Source organism: Virgisporangium aliadipatigenens (genome assembly GCF_016863615.1).
In the GTDB taxonomy this organism is placed as follows: Bacteria; Actinomycetota; Actinomycetes; order Mycobacteriales; family Micromonosporaceae; genus Virgisporangium; species Virgisporangium aliadipatigenens.
This window is the reverse complement of sequence record NZ_BOPF01000019.1, coordinates 76,441-93,443: the sequence shown is the minus strand read 5'-3', so window position 1 is coordinate 93,443 and position 17,003 is coordinate 76,441. Positions and strand designations below refer to the sequence as shown.

Here is a 17,003-nt window from a genome sequence, read left to right as displayed (position 1 = left end):
TGCCTGCGTACACCCGCCACCCCGAGGAGTGATCATGGACGAGTTGAGCGTGTTGGACGCCACGTTCCTGGACGCCGAGGACGAGGACGCACACCTGTCGATGGCCATCGCCTCGGTCGCGGTGATCGACGGACCCGCGCCGGCACACGCCGAGTTCCAGGCGGCGATCGCCGGGCGCCTGCCGCTGATCCCGCGCTACCGGCAGGTGGTGCGGCGGGTGCCGTTCGATCTGGGGCCACCGGTGTGGGTCGATGTCGAGGGCGTCGATCTCGACTTCCATGTCCGGCGCACCGCCCTTCCGGCCGGCGCCACCGAGGAGGACCTGTGCCGCGTGGTGGCCCGGATCATGTCGCACCGGCTCGACCGTTCGCGGCCGCTGTGGGAGTACTGGGTGATCGAAGGGCTGCCGGAGGGGCGGTGGGCACTGCTGTCGAAGGTGCACCACTGCATGGTCGACGGGGTCTCGGGCAACGAGTTGTACCGGCTGCTGTTCGACGCGACACCGGAGCCGCGCGACGCCGTCGCCGACGCCCAGCGGCCGTGCCCGGCCCCTACCACCTTCCGGTTGACCGCCGACGCGCTCGTGCGGCTGGCGCGCATGCCCGCCGACCAGGTGCGCCTCGTCGGGCGCGCGCTGCGGGCACCGGGCGTGCTGGCCCGCCGCGCCGGGGAGACCGCCCTGGGGCTCGGCACGCTGGCGGCCGGGATGTGGCCGGGCACGCCCACGTCGCTCGGCGGGCCGGTCGGCACGAGCCGGCGCTGGGCGGTCAGCCGGGTTCCGCTCGCCGACGTGGTGGCGGTCGCGAAGGCGCACGGCGTCACCGTCAACGACGTGGTGCTCGCCGCGGTGACCGGCGCCTTCCGCCGGCTCATGCTCGCGCGGGGCGAGGCGCCGGTGCCGGGCAGCATCCGCACCCTGGTACCGGTGAACGTCCGCGCCGGGAGCGAGGCCGGCATCCTCGACAACCGGATCTCCGTGCTGCTGCCGAGCCTGCCGGTGGAGTTCGTGGATCCGTTGAACCGCCTGCACTCCGTGCACCAACGGGTCATGCGGCTCAAGCGCGGCAAGGAGAGCGAGGCGCACGCGTCGATGACGGCGCTGGCGCGCTACGAGCCGTTCGCCCCGATCGCGATGGGGGTGCGGATGGTGCTGCGGCTGCGTCAGCGCTCCGTCGTCACGGTCGTCACGAACGTGCCCGGGCCGCGCCAGCGGCTCTACGCGCTCGGCCGGCCGGTCCGGGAGATCCTCCCCTACGTGCCGATCGGCAACGGGTTGCGTACCGGCGTGTCCGTGTTCACCTTCGGTGGCCAGGCCGTCTTCGGCATCACCACCGACTTCGACTCGGTGCCCGAGATCGGACTTTTCACCGCGGCGCTCGCCGACGAGGTCAGGGCACTCGTCGACACCGTCCCGAAGCCGCCCAGGAAGCGGGCCACGGCTCAGGAACGTCCCGGGCCCGGCGTCTCGGTGAGCCGTCGGCGGGCGAGTGCGTAGGCGGCCGCTTCGATGCGGTCGAGGCGGTGTGCGCGCATCACGTTCAGGCCCATCGCCCGTAACGTCGCCCGGTCCGGCTCGACGGTCCCCAGCCGCAGACCGGGCCGGCGCAGCGTCCACAGTTCCTGGCGCAGGAGATGACGGAACCACAGCCTGATGGGCAGGTCGGCGTTGGTCGGGGAATGGACCCCGCCGTCGACGTACTCGACACCGCCGATCTCGATCGGGGTGAAGTAGCCGGGGACGGCGCAGGAGGCGGCGACGACCGCCGACACGTCGGGTGACGGCCCGCCGGGTCGGCCGAAGACGACCCGCCGGTGCCGCTTCCACGGTGCGGCGCCGGCGGGCGTGCCGGCAGGGTCGTTCGGCCCTGTGCCGGGCCGGCGCCGATTCAGGCGGTCGGCGACGTGCCGGTCGCGGCCTTCCCCACCGCCGTGCGCTGCTCGACCTTCGGCCGGGTCACCAGGACCGGGCAGGGCGCATGGTCCACGAGGTGGCGGCAGGTGCCGCCGAGCAACAGCCCGCGCAGCCCTCCGATACCGTGCGAGCCGACCACCAGCAGGCCCGCACCGGTCCTCTTGGCGAGCCGTTCCAGGTACTCGGGAGCCGACTGGTCGTACCCGAGGTGGGTCGTCCACCTGACGCCCGGGAACCCCTGTGCGATGCCGGGCAGAGCCGTCGCGTCGGCGTCCCACTCGGCGGCGCGTCGGCCGAGACCCGGCGTCCGCACCCATGCGGCGACCAGGTCGGCACCGCGCAGCCGGGCCTCCTCGAAGCCGGCCCGGGCCGCCACGTACGCGCTGTTCGAGCCGTCGATGCCCACGATCACCGGTGCGTCCGGGGCCGAGGGCTCGCCGCGCACCACCACGACCGGGCAGTAGGCGTCAATGATCGCGGCCACTCCGACGGAACCCATCACGAGTTCGTTGAAACCGCTGAGGCCGCGGTGGCCCACGTACAGGACGTCGGCATGTCGCGAGGCCTCGACCAGCACGCCCGGGGCGGCTCCGTTGACGACCCGGCCGTCGAGGACGAGTTCGGGATGCCGCTGCACGGCGGCGCACTCGGCCGCGTCGACGATGACCCAGGCGCGCCGCCGGGGGTCGAGGTACTCGGTCGAGGTGTCCGGTACCAGCGGTGGGTGGATCAGCGGCCAGGTGAACGCGTGGATCACCTGGAGTTCGGCGCCACGTCGTGCGGCCGCGTCGGCCGCGAGTTCGACGGCGCGCGACGCGTGGCGGGAGCCGTCGACGCCGACGACGATCAGGCCCGTCATCGTGCACCTCCTCAGGCTGCGCCGGTGGTTGCCGGAACGGTTTCGCGGCAACGGCTTCGCGGGAACGGCGGAGCCTCGCCTCACCGGCTTCCTCCAGCACACTCCGCTACGGTCTCGATGCACAGGGCTCGCCGGCCGTTCGACGACGGGACGTTCGGCCCTGACCGTGGCCGGTAACGCGCGCCACGGCGCAAAGCCCCGCACCGTCAACGGGCGATGAGCACCGGGCAGTCTGCGTGGTGGATCAGATGCAGGCCGACGGAGCCGAGCAGAAGGCCGGCGAACCCGCCGTGACCCCGCGAACCGACCACGACGAGCTGCGCGTTGCCGGTCGCGTCGTCGAGCACCTCGGCGGCATAGCCCGGCAGGACGAACATGTCCACGCCGACGTCGGGGAACTTCTCGGACCAGGCGGCCGCGGCGAGGCCCAGTTCCTTAAGGTGCGCGGCACGGGTGGTCGTGACGTCGCGGAGCAGCGACGGCGCGACGTCCCGCGGCCACGGCGGCGACCCGGGGCGGAACGCCCGGACGATCGACAGCCTGGCGCCGCGCGCGGCGGCCGCCTCGAACGCCACGCCGAGCGCTGTCCTCGACGCGGCCGAGCCGTCCACGCCGACCACGACCGGCCCCGTGGCGTCGGTGCCCACGGTGTCGTCGCGGCCCCGCACCACCGCCACGGAGGTCGTGCTGTGCAGGGCGACCTGCTGGGCGGTGGAACCCAGCAGCGTCGCGGTGAGGCCGGCGGCGTCGTGCCGGCTGCCGACCACGAGGAGGTCGCCCGGGTCGGCCGCGCCGATCAGCGCCGAGGCCGGACCGCTGCGTTCCACGGCGGCGGTGACCGGAAGGTCGGGCGTGTAGGCGTGGATGTCGTTCACCGCCGCGGCGAGTACCTCCTCGGCGAGCGGCTCCAGTGCCCGCGCGGCGCGGCGCAGGGCGAGGTCGGTGTCCGGCCACTCGGACAGGTAGGCGTGGATGATGCGGAGCCCGACGCCGCGTCGGGTCGCCTCGTCGGCGGCCCAGTACAACGCGGCCCGGTGCGTCTTGTCGCCATCGATCCCGACGATGACCTCGTTGCGTCCCATTGCTGTCTCCTCGGTCGGATCGGGAGTCCGGGCCGAGCGTCGCGCGGGACGGCGGTCGGGCGTAGGGCCGTCACGACCGTGTCGGCCGGGCCGAACGGCCCTGAGCGCGCGGCGGCGCGGGGGGCGACAGTGGACCTGTACGGCGCCCACGAGGAGGTGCGTCATGGCAGCCGTCGACCAGCAATCGGACCTGACGGGCAGTGGCCTGCCGCTGCGCGTCCGACCGCTGTGCGACGGCGACCTGACGGCGTTGCGCCGGCTGCACGAGCGGGTCCGGGACAGCCCGGAGTTCCTGCGCGTGTTCGGCGCCGCCGCCGTCTCGTTCGACGTGCTGCTGTCCGTCCTGCGTCCGCCGGGTCGTGACCACGTCGCGCTCGTCGCCGAGCACGACGGTGCCATCGTCGCGGTCGCGGTGCGGGCGCAGTGCCCGGACCGGGCGCACACGCATGTCCTCGTCGACGACCGGTACCACGGCGCGGGCATCGCCACCCTGCTGGACCGCAGGATCGTCGACCTCGCCCCGCGGCGGTGAGGCCGGCTGTCCTCAACGGGCGATCAGGACGGGGCACGCGGCATGGTGCAGGAGTTGGAGGCCGACGGAGCCGAGCAGGGTGCCGACGACGGCGCTGTGACCGTGCGAGCCGACGACCACGACGCCGGCACCGGCCGAGAGTTCCATGAGGATCCGGGCCGGACCCGCCTGGCTGACCGTACTGAGGATCGCGACCTCGGGGAACTTCTCCCGCCACGGCGCCAGCGTTTCCCGCAGGCCCTCGCACTCGTGACGGCGGACGACGGGCGGGTCGTACGGCAACGGGGTGATGGCGGCCGGGATCGGTGGCACCGGGAAGCCGTACGCGCGCACCGCGTGCAGCGCCACCCCGCGCGCCGCCGCCTCCTCGAACGCCGCGTCCAGCACGAGGCTGCTGCCCGCGGAGCGGTCCACCCCGACGACGACCTTCCGGCCGACGGTGTTCGGGCCGCCGCGCACGACCAGGACCGGAACCGTGGCGTGCGTCGCGACCCGTTGGCTCACCGAGCCGAGCAGGAGATCGCGGAACCCGCCGCCGCCGCGGCTGCCCACGACGAGCATCCGGGCGCCGCGCGCGGCCCGCAGCAGCACGTGCGTCGGGTCGCCCTCGACGGCCTGCCCGGCAACGGACACGCCCGGCGCGATGATGCGGATCTCCCGGAGGGCGTCGGAGACCACACCGGTGTAGTGCTGGCGCACTTCCCGTGCGGTGCGCGGATCCCGACCGTAGGCGGTGATCACGCGCAGCCGGGAGCGGTGCCGTTCGGCCTCCGCCGCGGCGAGGCGCAGCGCGCTCAGGCTCGGCACGGAACCGTCCACCCCGACGACGATCTCGGTCTCGGCCATGACGTCCTCCCGGGGTTGCGCAGGAGCGGTGATGGTTCAGGGTGTCGCGGATGCGGTCGTCGGCCTCAGGGCCGGTCGGCACCTGTCCCGGGGACCTTCGGCCCCGCACCCGCGCTGCCGGCGGATGGACGCTACGGATGTCGACATGTGTCGACGTCTCATGACGAATGGAGGCGGCCATGAGTACCCCACTCGCGTGGACGGTCGTCGTGCTGAGTGTGCTGCTGCTGACGGCGATGGCGAGCCTGCGGCTGGTGCAGCAGTACCAGCGCGGCATCGTGTTCCGGTTCGGCCGGGTGCTGGAGAAGGTGCGGCAGCCCGGACTCCGGGTGATCATCCCGATCGTCGACCGGATGGCGAAGGTGACCATGCAGACGGTCGTGATGCCGGTGCCGGCACAGGGGGCGATCACCAGGGACAACGTGACCCTGACGGTCGACGCCGTCGTCTACTTCCGCGTCGTCGACCCGATCAAGGCGCTGGTGAACGTGCGCGACTACGGGCGCGCCGTCCTCCAGGTGGCACAGACGTCGCTGCGTTCGGTCATCGGCCGGGCCGACCTGGACACCCTGCTCAGCGACCGGGAGCGGATCAACACCGAGCTCAAGGCCGCGATCGACGCACCCACCGAGAAGCCGTGGGGCGTTCTGATCGAACGGGTCGAGGTGAAGGACGTCGCGCTGCCGGACTCGATGAAGCGTTCGATGTCCCGGCAGGCCGAGGCGGAACGGGAACGTCGCGCCCGCGTCATCGCCGCCGACGGCGAGTACCAGGCGTCACGCCGGCTGGCCGACGCCTCCCGCGCGATGGCGGCCACTCCGGGGGCGTTCCAGCTGCGGCTGTTGCAGACCGTGGTGGACGTCGCGGCGGAGAAGAACAGCACGCTCGTCATGCCGTTCCCGGTGGAACTGCTGCGCTTCTTCGCGCAGTTGACCGAGGCGAAGGCGGCCGAGCAGGCGCCGACGGTGCCCGATGACCTGCGCGCGTTGAGCTGAGCGGAGGGGGTGGACAGCCATGGTGCAGATTCCGGTCCTGTGCGACGACGCGGCGCCGCCCGTCGTGTCCACACTGGTCGACGTGCGCGCCGCCGACCACGGCACGTTCGACCGGCTCGTGTTCGAGTTCGACGGCCCGCCGCCGTTCGACAACGAGGTGCGCTTCGTGTCGCAGGTGGTCGCCGACGGCTCCGGCGCGCCGGAGCCGACCGCCGGTGATGCGTTCCTGCGGGTGACGTTCTACCCGGCGACGGGTCACGGCGACGGGCTCGTCGGTACCTTCGGGCCGGAGCGGCGCACGTTCTCGCTGCCGAACCTCATCCAGGTCAACGCCGCCGGCGACTACGAGGCGGTGCTGACGTTCGTGGTCGGGCTGGCGCAGGCGACGGCGTTCCGGGTCACCACGTTGCTGGTGCCGAGCCGGATCGTCATCGACGTCGACCGGCCGGCGCGCACGGTGCCGGTGCAGGTGTACTTCGTCGACGACGCCGCGCAGCAGCGGTCCCGGTCGGTGAGCCGGCCGGTGATCCCGCCGGCCACCTCGCGGGGCGCGTTGCAGCGGCTGTTCGCCGGCCCGACGGAGGACGAACGCAAAGCCGGGCTGCGCTTCGTCGACTCGCACGCCGGTGGCTTCGCCGGCGTGACGATCGAGGACGGCGTCGCCCGGGTGATCCTGACCGACGGGTGCGCCTGCGACGGCTCGACCGTCTCGATCGCGAACGAGATCATGCCGACGCTCAAGCAGTTCCCCTCGGTGCGGTTCGTGAAGATCTTCGACCCGTGCGGTCGCACCGAGCAACCGGTCGGGCAGAGCGACTCCGTCCCGATCTCCCTGGAGCCGTAGCACTCCGGTCACCCCGCCGGCCGGCGGCCTTCCGCCCGGTCGGCGGGGCTCCCTTCCGATGCGACCGGGGCGGGCGTCGGCGAAGAACGATACGGCGGTCCCGCTCTCCGGCACGGCGAGCGCCCTGGCCGTCGACGCGCACGGCGTGGTCGTCGGGACGAGTTCCGCTTCGGGCGGTTACGAGTTCACGACGACGACCGACGGACCAATCGGTCCAGCCGGATCGCGGCGTAGCCGAGCCCGGACAGGACACCCACGACCAACAGGTCGGGAAGCGCGACCGGCACCGTGCCGAGCAGGTCGTTGAGCACCGGCGCGTACAGACCCGCGAGCTGCAACGCCAGGGCGCCGGCGACGGCGACCGGGAGCATCGGGTTGGTGCGGCTGCCCGGACGGGCCCGGGAGCCGAGCGCGACGGCGAGCTGCGTGGCACCCAGGGTGAAGAACGCCATGCTCTGCCACGGCCGCCCGGTCGCCTCCGCCCACACGGCCACGCCGAGGGTGAGCGCGGCGATGACGGCGCCCACCCGCAGCACCCGTTGCCACAGCCCGGCGCCCAGCACGGACTCGGCGGGCGGGCGGGGCGGGTTCCGCATCACGTCCGGCGGGGCGGGTTCGCCGCCCATCGCCACGCCCGGCAGCCCGTGGGTGAGCAGGTTGACCCAGAGGATCTGCGCCGGCAGCAGCACCAGCGGCAGCCCCAGGAACGGCCCGGCGAGCATGACGGCGATCTCGGCGGCGCCGCCCGACAGGGCGTAGAGCAGGAACCGGCGGATGTTGGCGTAGACCCGCCGGCCCTCCTCCGCGGCGGCGACCAGCGTCCCGAGGTCGTCGTCGGCGAGCACGAGATCGGCGGCCTGGCGGGCGACCTCGGTGCCCCGCTTGCCCATCGCGACACCGATGTCGGCGCGGCGCAGCGCGGGCCCGTCGTTCACACCGTCGCCGGTCATCGCGACGATGTCGCCCGCCCGCTGCCGGGCCGAGATGATGTCGAGCTTCTGCTCCGGGGTGGCGCGGGCGAACACCCGCGCGCGCCGCATGCCGTCCTCCCCGGCCGCGACCAGGCGGCGGCAGTCGACGACCTCGCCGTCGGCGGGGATGACGCCGGCGTCGACCGCGACGGCCCGGGCGGTCGCCGGATGGTCGCCGGTGATGAGGACCGGGGTGATGCCGGCGTCCCGGCAGGCCGCGATCGTGCCGGCGGCCGCCGGGCGGGCCGGGTCCTGGATGCCGATCAGGCCGACCAGCCGCAGTTCCGCGTCCCAGTCCTGCGAACGGGCGTCGGTGTCGTGGTCGGCGGCGGTGACGGCCAGGACGCGGTATCCGTGGGTGGCGAGCTCGTCTGCCTTCGCGGTCGCGAGTTCGATCAGGTCCGTGGGCTCGTAGAGGAGGCGCGGGTGCAGCAGGACCTCCGGGGCGCCCTTGCAGATCACCCGGACGCCGCCATCCGGTCTCCGGTGGACGGTGGTCATTCTCTTACTGACGCTGTCGAACGGGCGTTCGTCGATGCGGGGCAGCGACGCCCTGACCTCTCCCGGCGCCAGCCCCAGCTTGGGGGCGGCCGCGACGAGCGCCGCCTCGGTGGGGTCGCCGAGGGCCGTCCACGCCGCCTCGGGAGTATCTGGCGCCCGCAGCTCCGCGTCGCTGCACAACAGTGCGGCGCGGAGCAGCCCGGCGAGGTCCGGCGCGCCGTCGCAGTTGACCGGCCGGCCGGCCCGGCGGACCGTGCCGTGCGGCGCGTATCCGTTGCCGTCGACCACGCCCTCGCCGACGGGTGTCCACAGTAGACGGACGGCCATGCTTCCCTCGGTCAGCGTGCCCGTCTTGTCGGTGGCGAGCACCGTCACCGATCCGAGCGTCTCCACCGCAGGAAGCCGCCGCACGAGGGCGCGTCGGGCGGCCATCCGGCGCGCGCCCAGCGCCAGCGCCAGCGTCACCACGGCCGGCAGCGACTCCGGAACGGCCGCCACCACGAGGCTGATCGCCGTGACGGCCATCAGTTCCACGGACTCGCCGCGCAGCAGCCCCAGGACGAGCACGACCGTGCACAGCACCACGGCGACGACGGCCAGTGCCCGGCCGACGCCCATCAACCGGCGCTGCAGGGGTGTGCGTTGCGACCGGGTCGACATCAGCGCCGCGATACGCCCCATGGCGCTCGCCGCACCGGTCGCGACCACCTCGGCGACACCGCGGCCGCGCACGACGACGGTGCCGGCGGAAACCGTGTCGCCGGCATCCTTGTCGACCGGCACCGACTCCCCGGTGAGCGCGGCCTCGTCGACCAGCAGCGCGGCCCCCGCGGCGACGGTGGCGTCGGCCGCGACGATGTCGCCCTCGGCCAGGACCAGGACGTCTCCCACGACTACCTCGGCCGCCGGTACGAGCCGCTGCCCGCCGTCGCGCAGGACGCGTGCCTCCGGTGCGGTCAGCCCGGCGAGGGCGGCGATGGCGCGGTCCGCCTTGATCTCCTGGGCGACGCCGACCGAGGTGTTGACGACGATCACGAGGGCGATGACCGCCGCGTCCGTCCAGTCGCCGGTGGCGACGGTCAGCGCGATGGCGACCAACAGGACCAGGATGAGCGGGTCGCGCAGTTGTGCCGATACGCGGCGCCACGCAGGAACGTGCGGCGCGGCGGGCAGCGCGTTGGGCCCGTCGACTTCGAGGCGGCTTTGCGCCTGCGCCTCGGAGAGGCCTCGGTCTGCCGTGTGAGTCCGGAGATCGCTCGCCATCGCTGACCCTTCCGCAGGCTTGTCCAGCCGAGAGTGCTCCGCCGACGGCGGCGCGGGCAGAGGCGTGCGGTCCCGCGCGGCCGGGTCCTTGTGCCCTGACCGTCCTCCGGATCCGGCGACACGCTGGCGCAATGACAACTGATGCGAGGAATCTGGTCGATTGCCGGGTGCTGCGCGAACTCGCCGAGCTGACCGATCCGGCCGGTGTGCTGTCGGTGTACGCGACGGCCGATCCGGGCACCGGTTCCGCCGTCCCCGCCTGGCAGGTCCGCATCGTCAACGAACTCGTCGCACTCGAACGGCGGCTGGCCAGGGAGGGTGATGCCGACCGGGCCGCGCTGCTCGCCGAACGACTGTCCGATGTGGAGGGTGAACTGAAGGCGCTGATCGACACCACGCGCACCGGCCGCGGACGGGCCCTGTTCGTGCCGCTGAACGGCGGCCCGGTGCGACGGCTCGCGACCCAGGCACTTCTCGGGGAGTTCGTCGAACTCGGGCCGGCGGCACACCTGCGACCGCTCGTCGCGGCGCTCAGCGCGTTCCCGCCCGCCGGCGTGGTGACCGTCGACGGCCGCGGTGTCCGCCTGATCGACGTGCGGCTCGATCACGCCACCGACGTCGAACTCGTGGTGTACACCCCGCGCGCGGTCGAACACCTCGACGCCTCACACACGTCCACGACATCGCACGGCGTCGCCGCTCACGACGTCGCCGCGCAGCACGCCGCGGACCACCTCGGCCGCTTCCTGCACGGCGCGGCGGACACGGTCGCCGGCCGCGCGACGGAACTGGGCTGGGAGCGGCTCGTCGTCTGCGGGGAACCCGTGAAGGTCAGGGAGCTGACGGCCCGGCTCCCGCTGGAGGTGGCCGCGCACACGGTGTCGGTGCCCCGTCAACTGGCCGGGCTCTCGGCGGCGGAGGTGTACGCGGCGGTCGCATCCCACCTGCGTGCCGGCCGCCGCGGCGTCGTCCGCTCCCTCGTCGAGAACGCGGTGAGCGCCGCGCACGCCGGGGGCGCCGGCGCCCTGGGCCTCGCCGACGTGCTCACCGCGCTGGCCCAGGGGCAGGTGCGGCACCTGCTGCTGGCCGCCGATCGGGAGTGGCGCGGGCGCAGCGGTCCGGACGGGGCGCTGTATCCGGAGTTCGTTGCGGTGCCGGGTGTGCCGGAGGCGGCGTTGCGCCCCGATGCCCATCTCGGCGAACGGATGATAGTCGCGGCGCTCCGGCAGGGCGCGGCCGTCACGCTGCTCGACGCCGCCGACGCCGGCCCGCTGGCGGAGGCGGACGGGGCGGCCGCCGTTCTGCGCTGGTAGGCCGCTCGACCCGGGCACAGGGGACGGAGGACCCCTGCCGCCGCCGCGCCGCGGGCGGAGCGTCACAGGAGTGGAGGGGAGGTACGTGATGAGCACTGAACTGCCGGCCGACCGGGACGACCTGCGCCAGCAGGCGGTCACCCGGCTCCGCAAGCGCCGGGACCTGCACCAGCACTTCTTCGTGTACACGGTGATGAACTCGGTGCTGGTCGTGATCTGGCTGGTGACGATGCCGGGCGGGTTCTTCTGGCCGATGTTCCCGTTGGCACTGTGGGGGATGGGCCTGGTTTTCCACGCCTACGACGTCTACGCCGCGCCCGGGCCGAGCGAGGAGCGGATCGAACGGGAGATGAACCGGCTTTCGCGCAAGTAGCCGCACGACCGAGCGTGGCGCCCGATGACGGGCGCCACGCTCCGGTTCCAGGGTCACAACCGCACGACCGGGCCGATCTGGGCGTCGAAGCCGTACCGCCGCCGGATCTCCTCCGAGTCGTCGTACTTCCACGTGAGCCCGTCGACGACGTCCACCACACCGGCGAACGCGCGCGTGAGGCTCACCGCGATCCGGGCCGTGGAGCGGCGGTCGACGGTGCCGGTGAGGGTGACGACGCCGTCGTCCACCGTGACGGCGATGTCGGTCGGTTCGAGCAGCAGGCTGCGTTCCACGATCTCCTGGCGGATCTCCGCGCGGAGGTCGTCGTCGGTGCGCCGGTACGGGGTGAGCAGGTCGTGCCGGGCGACGATGCCGACGAGCCGGTCCCCGCCGTCGACGACCGGCAGGTGGGTCACCCGGCGGCGGTCCATGATCCGGGCGGCCGCGGCCAGTGTGGTGCCGGCGGTGACGGTGATCGCCGGGGTGGTCATGAGGTCGCCGGCGATGTCACCGGCGGCCTTGATGCGGGCCTCGCGGTGCCGGCCGAACAGGCGCATCCCGGGGCCGTCGACGGGCAGGTCGAGCTTGTGCACCAGGTCCGTCTGGGAGACCACCCCGACGACCCGTCCGCCGTTGACGACCGGCAGTGCGCCGATCCGGTGGGTCGCCAGCAGTTCCACCAGTTCCTTGAACGGGGTGTCCAGCCGCGCCGTCACCACGTCGCGGGTCATCACGGTCTCCACCGTGGGCGTGCTCATCGTCCTACCTCCTCGTTCCGGTCGTTCCGGTCGTGGTCACCGCGGCGGCCAGGACCTCGCCCCAGCGGCGGGCCCGGTCGAGTTCGCCCTCCGGCAGCGGTCCCTGCATCCCCTCGACGTGGAAGTCGCCGAACGGCACCGCGACGCGTGCGCCGAGGCGGCCCAGCCGGCGCTGCAACGACTTCGCCGCCGAGCCGGACATGAAGCTGTCCATCCGGGTGCCGAACGCGGCGACCTGCCGACCCTCCAATGTGGAGCGTTGACGGTCGAGCCACTCCCGGACACCGATGCCGGTCGAGACGATCGCGCCGTCCGCCTTCTGCGCCGCGTCGCGCCGGGTCGCCGGCCGGCTCATCGAGAACGCGTGTGTCGGCCCGCCGATCACCACCAGTTCGGCGTCGAACGTCGCGGGCGCGGCGCCCACCTCGGTCACGTCGACCGGCATCCCGGTCGCCAGTCCTTCGGCCACCGCGTTCGCGATCGCGCGGGTGTTGCCGAACATCGACTCGTACACCACCAGGGCACGCATCTGTGTCCCCTCCTTCGGCTCACGTCGAGGCCAGCGTGCTCCGCCGCGCACGGCACCCCAAGGGCCGAACGACCCGCCGCCCGCAAGACCTCCGGCTCCGGTTCACCAGGCCGGCCGATCCGTCGGGCCGGAGATCGGGAACGGCCGCACGATGAGGCTCCGGCCGGCGCGCCGCGCCTCCTCGGCGGAACGGCGCAGCAGCGCCAGCGCCGCGAGCGGGATCGGCACGGCGGCCGAGAGGTCCACGACGACGGCACCGGTGTGCCGCAGTGCGAACGCCGTCTCGATGCCGTCGGAGAGCGTGGTGCACCGCTGCGGGTCGAGCGCGCCGCGCACGGTCAGCACCGTCGTGGTGCCCTCGACGGCGCACGCGACGGTCAGCGCGGACGGGTCACCGTTCATGTCGACCGGTGGTGCGGCCGGGCGGTGCGCCATCAGCCCGTTCCCGGGCAACGTCGCCGGGAACCCAGGACCGCGCCCGCGACGAGCAGCGCGACCACGGCCACGACCTGACCGCCGAGGATCACCTTGTTGACGTCCAGGGCCGGGCGCCAGCACACCTTCCCGTGCGTGACGACCAGGGCGCCGAGCGGTCGCGCCGTGATCCGGGCCGCGCTCGCCGGCCGCTCGCCGCCACCGTCGGCGGTCTCCCCGCCGGACCAGACCGAGACCCGCGCCACCGGCACCATCGTCACGTCGTCCCGGACCACCGCCGGGCCGAACACCGCCCCGCCGCCGGCATCGCCGACCATCTTCCGCGCGACGTCCACCCACGCCTCGTCGAGAACCGTCGGTTCGCTCATCGTCCTCACCCTCCTCACGTGAACAGGCTGCGGGGACGCGGGATGCGGGCAACGGGGAGAAGGTCCCGGGACGACCGGACCTGCGACCCCGGCCGTCCCGGGGTCCCGTCGGGCGGTGCCGTTCGGCCCTGGTGCGCCGTGCCGGCGGCCGGCAGGCTCGCTACCCACCGGCGCCGCGCCGGTACGGCGGAGAGGACGGTGAGCACAGATGACACCCGAGACGGTTCCCACGAAGGTCGACGACGGGCGTGCCGCGCTGGACACGTTGACGCAGGCGACATTGGTGTCGTTGCGGGCCCCGTCGATCCTCAACTCGCAGCCGTGGCGGTGGCGGGTCCGCAACGACGACGTCGAACTGCGGGTCGACCCGGCCCGTCGCCTGCACCGGGTGGACCCGGCCGGCCGGCTGGAGACGCTGAGCTGCGGTATCGCTCTGCACCACGCGTTGACCGGACTCGCCGCGTCGGGATTCGCCGGCCACGTCACGCGGCTACCCGCGGGCGAAGCGCCGGAGCTGGTGGCGCGGTTGCGGCTCGGTCCCGTCATGACGCCGGAGCGGACCGCGTACGAGGCCGTGTACCGGCGGCGCACGGACCGGCGGCCGTTCGCCGACGCACCGCCGGCACCGGACGACCTCGACGCGCTATGCGCCGCCGCCCGGCGGCACGGCGTCGTGCTGACCTTCGTGACGGCCGCGCAAGTGGAGTCGTTCGCGCAGATCGTGGCGCTGGCCGCGGCGGCCGAGCGGGAGATTCCCGCCTACGCGCGCGACGTAACCGAGTGGAGTGACCGCGCGCGCTCCAGCGGCGACGGCGTGGCCCTGAACGACGTGCCCGCCCCCGGCCGGCACCGGGTACCGCCGCGCGACTTCGCGCAGGGCCGCGCACCGGGACTCGCGGCGGGCGACGGCACCGACGGCGGCACGGTGTACGCGGTACTGGCCACGAGCGGCGACGAGCGCGCCGACTGGTTGGCCGCCGGCGAGGCACTGTCGGACGTGTGGCTGACGCTGACCGCCCGGGGCCTCGCGGCCTCGCCGATCAGCGAGGTGGTCGAGGTGCCGCAGGCGCGGGCCGCGTTGCGCCGGCTGCTCGCCTGGACGGGCGTTCCGGCGATCGCGATGCGGATCGGTCGTCCGGGGACGTCCGAACCTCCGCCGCGCAGCGCCCGCCGTAGCGGTAGCGATGTGGTGGGACTTCCCGGCGAGGCATGACTCCGGACTGTCCATTATGGACAGTCGGGAACGGCCCGTCCGGCGCGGGTATTCCGGCCCTGCCGGACCGCCGGCAGGCCGCGCACCATCGGGAGGGCGGATGTGCCGTTCCCGCGCTCCACAGTGGACATCCGACGCCGTGAGGAGGCGATCGCCATGCGAGTACGTGACATCATGAGCCGGCCGGTGCACACGGTCGGACCGGACGACCCCATCGAGACGGTGGCGGAGGTGCTGACCACCCACGCCATCACCGCCGCGCCGGTGGTCGACGCCGACGGTGACCTGATCGGCATCGTCAGCGAGGGGGACCTGCTGCGCCGGCGGGTGCCGGCGGATCCGACCGCCCACCTGTGGCCGGTGCCGGATCCGGCGAGCCGTCCCCGTACGGCGGCCGATGTGATGACCCGCGCGGTCGCCACGGCTTGGCCGGCCGAGGACATCTCGGACGTGGCGCAGGTCATGTTGGACTGCAACGTCCGCAGCCTGCCCGTGATCGAGGGCGGCCAGATCGTCGGCATAGTCAGCCGGCGCGACGTCGTGCGCGCCGCGGTGCGCACGGACGAGGTGCTGCGCGCCGAACTCCAGCACCGGCTCGACGAGTACGCGGGTGAGCACCTGCGCTGGAACGTCTCCGTCGTCGACGGGGCGTGCACGGTGACCGGGGTGTTCGACGACGACGTGGAGAAGACGGTCGTGTCGGTGATGGCCCGCACCATCGCCGGCATCGGCACCGTGCGGATGGTCGACGCGGCCGCGGCCGCATGAGCGCTACGGGAACGTGGCCCGGGACGGCGTCCCGGGCCACGTCAGTGCGGTGCTTCAGGCGGCTGCCGCGACGGACACCGGCACCACGACGACCGGGCAGGTGGCGAGCCGGATGCACTCCTCGGCCACCGAACCGAGCACCGCGTGGTGCAACCGGCCGTAGCCGTGGCTGCCGAGCACGAGCAGCCGCGCCCCACGGGCGGCGTCGGTCAGCGCCTCGGCGGGGGTGCCCTGCACGAGCACCTGGGTGACCGGCAGTTGGCTGCCGAGTTCGGCGCGAACGGTCGCGATGTCCCGGGCCTGGCCCTCTTCGGCGACGTGGCGCTGCTCCTGCGGGCCGTTGACGGCGGGGGCCATCTCCTGCACACCGGCCCAGTGCCAGGCCGTGACGACGTCCAGCTGCTGACCGGTGCGGGCGGCCTCCTCCATCGCCCAGCGCAGGGCGCGGCGGCCGCCGTCGGAGCCGTCCACCCCGACGATGATCTTGTCTGTCATGTTTCTCGACCTCCTGTGGACGTACGAGCGATGAGAACCGGGCAGTCGGCGTGGTGGAGCAGCTTCTGCCCGACGGATCCGAGGAGCAGGCCGGCGAAACCGCCGTGCCCGCGGGAGCCCACGACGACGAGCCGGGCCTCCCGGGACAGCCGGACCAGCAGTCCGGCGGCGTCCTCCGGCGCCGCGACGATCTCGACCGGCACGTCGGGGAACTTCTCTTGCCACGGTGCGAGCTGCTCCTCGGTCACAGCCCGCACGGCCGCCCGCAGCCGCTGCGGGTCGTAGACGAGTGGTTCGATCTCGCTGTTCCACGGCGGTGCGGGCACCGGGTAGGCGTGCGCGACGGTGAGACCGCAGCCGAGCAGGTTCGCCTCCTCCAGCGCCGTGCCGATCGCCACGTCGGCGCCGGGGGAGCCGTCGGTGCCCACGACCACCGGTCCGGTGTCGGGGTCGGCCCGGCCGCGGACGACCGCCACCGGCACCCGCGCGTGAACGGCCAGGTGCAGGCCGGTCGCGCCGAGCAACTTGCCGGTGAACCCGCGCTGCCCGTGGTCGCCGACGACAAGCAGCTCGGCGCGTTGGGCCACCGCGGACAGCATCGAAACGGTGCTGCCGTGCAGCGCCGCGAACAGCACCGCGGCGGGGTCGCCGCAGACCGCCTCGCCGGTGACGACGAGTCCTGGCCGCGCGGAACGTGCCCACGACACCATCTCGGTGACGACAGTCTCCGCCCGGCTCAGGGCGGCGTCGCCGAGTTCGGTGCCGGTGATGAACTTCTCGAACGGCCACGGCGCCCGGTAGGCGCACACGAGCCGCAGCAGCGCACCGCGGCGGGCCGCCTCGGCGGTCGCCCACCGCCACGTCACCCAGTTCGCCGGCGAGCCGTCGATGCCGACGACCACGGCTCCGCTGTCCATCGCAACCTCCCTCGGGTGAACCTCCGGCC

Annotated in this window: 19 protein-coding genes; 8 read left to right on the top strand and 11 right to left on the bottom strand. The window is 73.6% G+C overall.

Going from position 1 to position 17,003, the window contains the following annotated elements:
- Positions 1 to 34: 34 nt before the first annotated feature.
- Positions 35 to 1,495 (top strand): WS/DGAT/MGAT family O-acyltransferase, encoded by a 1,461-nt coding sequence (locus tag Val02_RS24995; protein WP_203901632.1) that lies wholly within the window; start codon positions 35 to 37, stop codon positions 1,493 to 1,495.
- On the opposite strand, the gene Val02_RS47575 is transcribed toward Val02_RS24995, so the two are convergent.
- From Val02_RS47575 to Val02_RS24980, 3 genes are all read right to left on the bottom strand, one after another.
- Complete coding sequence (locus tag Val02_RS47575; protein ID WP_275415609.1) at positions 1,441 to 1,890, bottom strand: patatin-like phospholipase family protein; 450 nt, start codon at positions 1,888 to 1,890, stop codon at positions 1,441 to 1,443. The two genes, Val02_RS24995 and Val02_RS47575, sit on opposite strands and share 55 nt — an antisense overlap.
- Positions 1,887 to 2,771 carry a universal stress protein gene (locus Val02_RS24985; RefSeq protein ID WP_203901631.1) on the bottom strand — a complete coding sequence of 295 codons (885 nt, stop codon included), beginning with the start codon at positions 2,769 to 2,771 and terminating at the stop codon, positions 1,887 to 1,889. The genes Val02_RS47575 and Val02_RS24985 overlap by 4 nt, the downstream gene beginning before the upstream one ends.
- A 206-nt stretch (positions 2,772 to 2,977) precedes the next feature.
- Positions 2,978 to 3,853 carry a universal stress protein gene (locus Val02_RS24980; RefSeq protein WP_203901630.1) on the bottom strand — a complete coding sequence of 292 codons (876 nt, stop codon included), beginning with the start codon at positions 3,851 to 3,853 and terminating at the stop codon, positions 2,978 to 2,980.
- A 163-nt stretch (positions 3,854 to 4,016) separates the two neighbouring features.
- Between Val02_RS24980 and Val02_RS24975 the strand changes: the two genes are divergently transcribed.
- Positions 4,017 to 4,385: a GNAT family N-acetyltransferase gene (locus Val02_RS24975; protein ID WP_203901629.1), complete on the top strand. Its 369-nt coding sequence runs from the start codon at positions 4,017 to 4,019 to the stop codon at positions 4,383 to 4,385.
- 12 nt (positions 4,386 to 4,397) lie between these two features.
- Here the strand turns inward: Val02_RS24975 and Val02_RS24970 are convergent, their stop codons facing one another.
- On the bottom strand, positions 4,398 to 5,231 hold the full coding sequence (locus tag Val02_RS24970; RefSeq protein ID WP_203901628.1) for a universal stress protein: 834 nt from the start codon (positions 5,229 to 5,231) through the stop codon (positions 4,398 to 4,400).
- Between the two features lie 179 nt (positions 5,232 to 5,410).
- Here Val02_RS24970 and Val02_RS24965 point away from each other — a divergent pair, with 179 nt between their 5' ends.
- Both Val02_RS24965 and Val02_RS24960 read left to right on the top strand, forming a co-directional pair.
- Entirely contained in the window at positions 5,411 to 6,226 is an 816-nt protein-coding gene (locus Val02_RS24965) for an SPFH domain-containing protein (protein ID WP_203901627.1), read from the top strand.
- A 19-nt stretch (positions 6,227 to 6,245) separates the two neighbouring features.
- Positions 6,246 to 7,070: an AMIN-like domain-containing (lipo)protein gene (locus Val02_RS24960; protein WP_203901626.1), complete on the top strand. Its 825-nt coding sequence runs from the start codon at positions 6,246 to 6,248 to the stop codon at positions 7,068 to 7,070.
- Between the two features lie 185 nt (positions 7,071 to 7,255).
- Here Val02_RS24960 and Val02_RS24955 read toward each other — a convergent pair whose 3' ends face one another.
- The gene (locus tag Val02_RS24955; protein WP_203901625.1) at positions 7,256 to 9,805 is read right to left on the bottom strand and encodes a cation-translocating P-type ATPase; all 2,550 of its coding nucleotides are present in this window, start codon (positions 9,803 to 9,805) and stop codon (positions 7,256 to 7,258) included.
- 131 nt (positions 9,806 to 9,936) lie between these two features.
- Here Val02_RS24955 and Val02_RS24950 point away from each other — a divergent pair, with 131 nt between their 5' ends.
- Together Val02_RS24950 and Val02_RS24945 are read left to right on the top strand one after the other, a co-directional pair.
- The gene (locus tag Val02_RS24950) at positions 9,937 to 11,118 is read left to right on the top strand and encodes a baeRF10 domain-containing protein (RefSeq protein ID WP_203901624.1); all 1,182 of its coding nucleotides are present in this window, start codon (positions 9,937 to 9,939) and stop codon (positions 11,116 to 11,118) included.
- An 88-nt stretch (positions 11,119 to 11,206) separates the two neighbouring features.
- On the top strand, positions 11,207 to 11,491 hold the full coding sequence (locus Val02_RS24945) for a 2TM domain-containing protein (protein WP_203901623.1): 285 nt from the start codon (positions 11,207 to 11,209) through the stop codon (positions 11,489 to 11,491).
- Between the two features lie 53 nt (positions 11,492 to 11,544).
- Here the strand turns inward: Val02_RS24945 and Val02_RS24940 are convergent, their stop codons facing one another.
- From Val02_RS24940 to Val02_RS24925, 4 genes are all read right to left on the bottom strand, one after another.
- The gene (locus Val02_RS24940) at positions 11,545 to 12,249 is read right to left on the bottom strand and encodes a CBS domain-containing protein (protein WP_203901622.1); all 705 of its coding nucleotides are present in this window, start codon (positions 12,247 to 12,249) and stop codon (positions 11,545 to 11,547) included.
- A 4-nt stretch (positions 12,250 to 12,253) separates the two neighbouring features.
- Entirely contained in the window at positions 12,254 to 12,778 is a 525-nt protein-coding gene (locus tag Val02_RS24935; RefSeq protein ID WP_203901621.1) for a flavodoxin family protein, read from the bottom strand.
- 102 nt (positions 12,779 to 12,880) lie between these two features.
- Positions 12,881 to 13,213 (bottom strand): STAS domain-containing protein, encoded by a 333-nt coding sequence (locus Val02_RS24930; protein ID WP_203901620.1) that lies wholly within the window; start codon positions 13,211 to 13,213, stop codon positions 12,881 to 12,883.
- Positions 13,213 to 13,581, bottom strand: coding sequence for a sporulation protein (locus Val02_RS24925; protein ID WP_203901619.1), 369 nt, complete (start codon positions 13,579 to 13,581; stop codon positions 13,213 to 13,215). Before Val02_RS24925 ends, Val02_RS24930 begins: the two co-directional genes overlap by 1 nt.
- Before the next feature lie 208 nt (positions 13,582 to 13,789).
- On the opposite strand from Val02_RS24925, the gene Val02_RS24920 reads away from it, so the two are divergent.
- On the top strand, positions 13,790 to 14,794 hold the full coding sequence (locus tag Val02_RS24920; protein ID WP_203901618.1) for an Acg family FMN-binding oxidoreductase: 1,005 nt from the start codon (positions 13,790 to 13,792) through the stop codon (positions 14,792 to 14,794).
- A 156-nt stretch (positions 14,795 to 14,950) separates the two neighbouring features.
- The gene (locus Val02_RS24915; RefSeq protein WP_203901617.1) at positions 14,951 to 15,562 is read left to right on the top strand and encodes a CBS domain-containing protein; all 612 of its coding nucleotides are present in this window, start codon (positions 14,951 to 14,953) and stop codon (positions 15,560 to 15,562) included.
- A gap of 54 nt (positions 15,563 to 15,616) precedes the next feature.
- Here Val02_RS24915 and Val02_RS24910 read toward each other — a convergent pair whose 3' ends face one another.
- Together Val02_RS24910 and Val02_RS24905 are read right to left on the bottom strand one after the other, a co-directional pair.
- Positions 15,617 to 16,057 carry a universal stress protein gene (locus Val02_RS24910; RefSeq protein ID WP_203901616.1) on the bottom strand — a complete coding sequence of 147 codons (441 nt, stop codon included), beginning with the start codon at positions 16,055 to 16,057 and terminating at the stop codon, positions 15,617 to 15,619.
- A complete protein-coding gene (locus tag Val02_RS24905) occupies positions 16,054 to 16,974 on the bottom strand; it encodes a universal stress protein (protein ID WP_203901615.1) in 921 nt (306 codons plus the stop codon). Before Val02_RS24905 ends, Val02_RS24910 begins: the two co-directional genes overlap by 4 nt.
- Positions 16,975 to 17,003 lie beyond the last annotated feature (29 nt).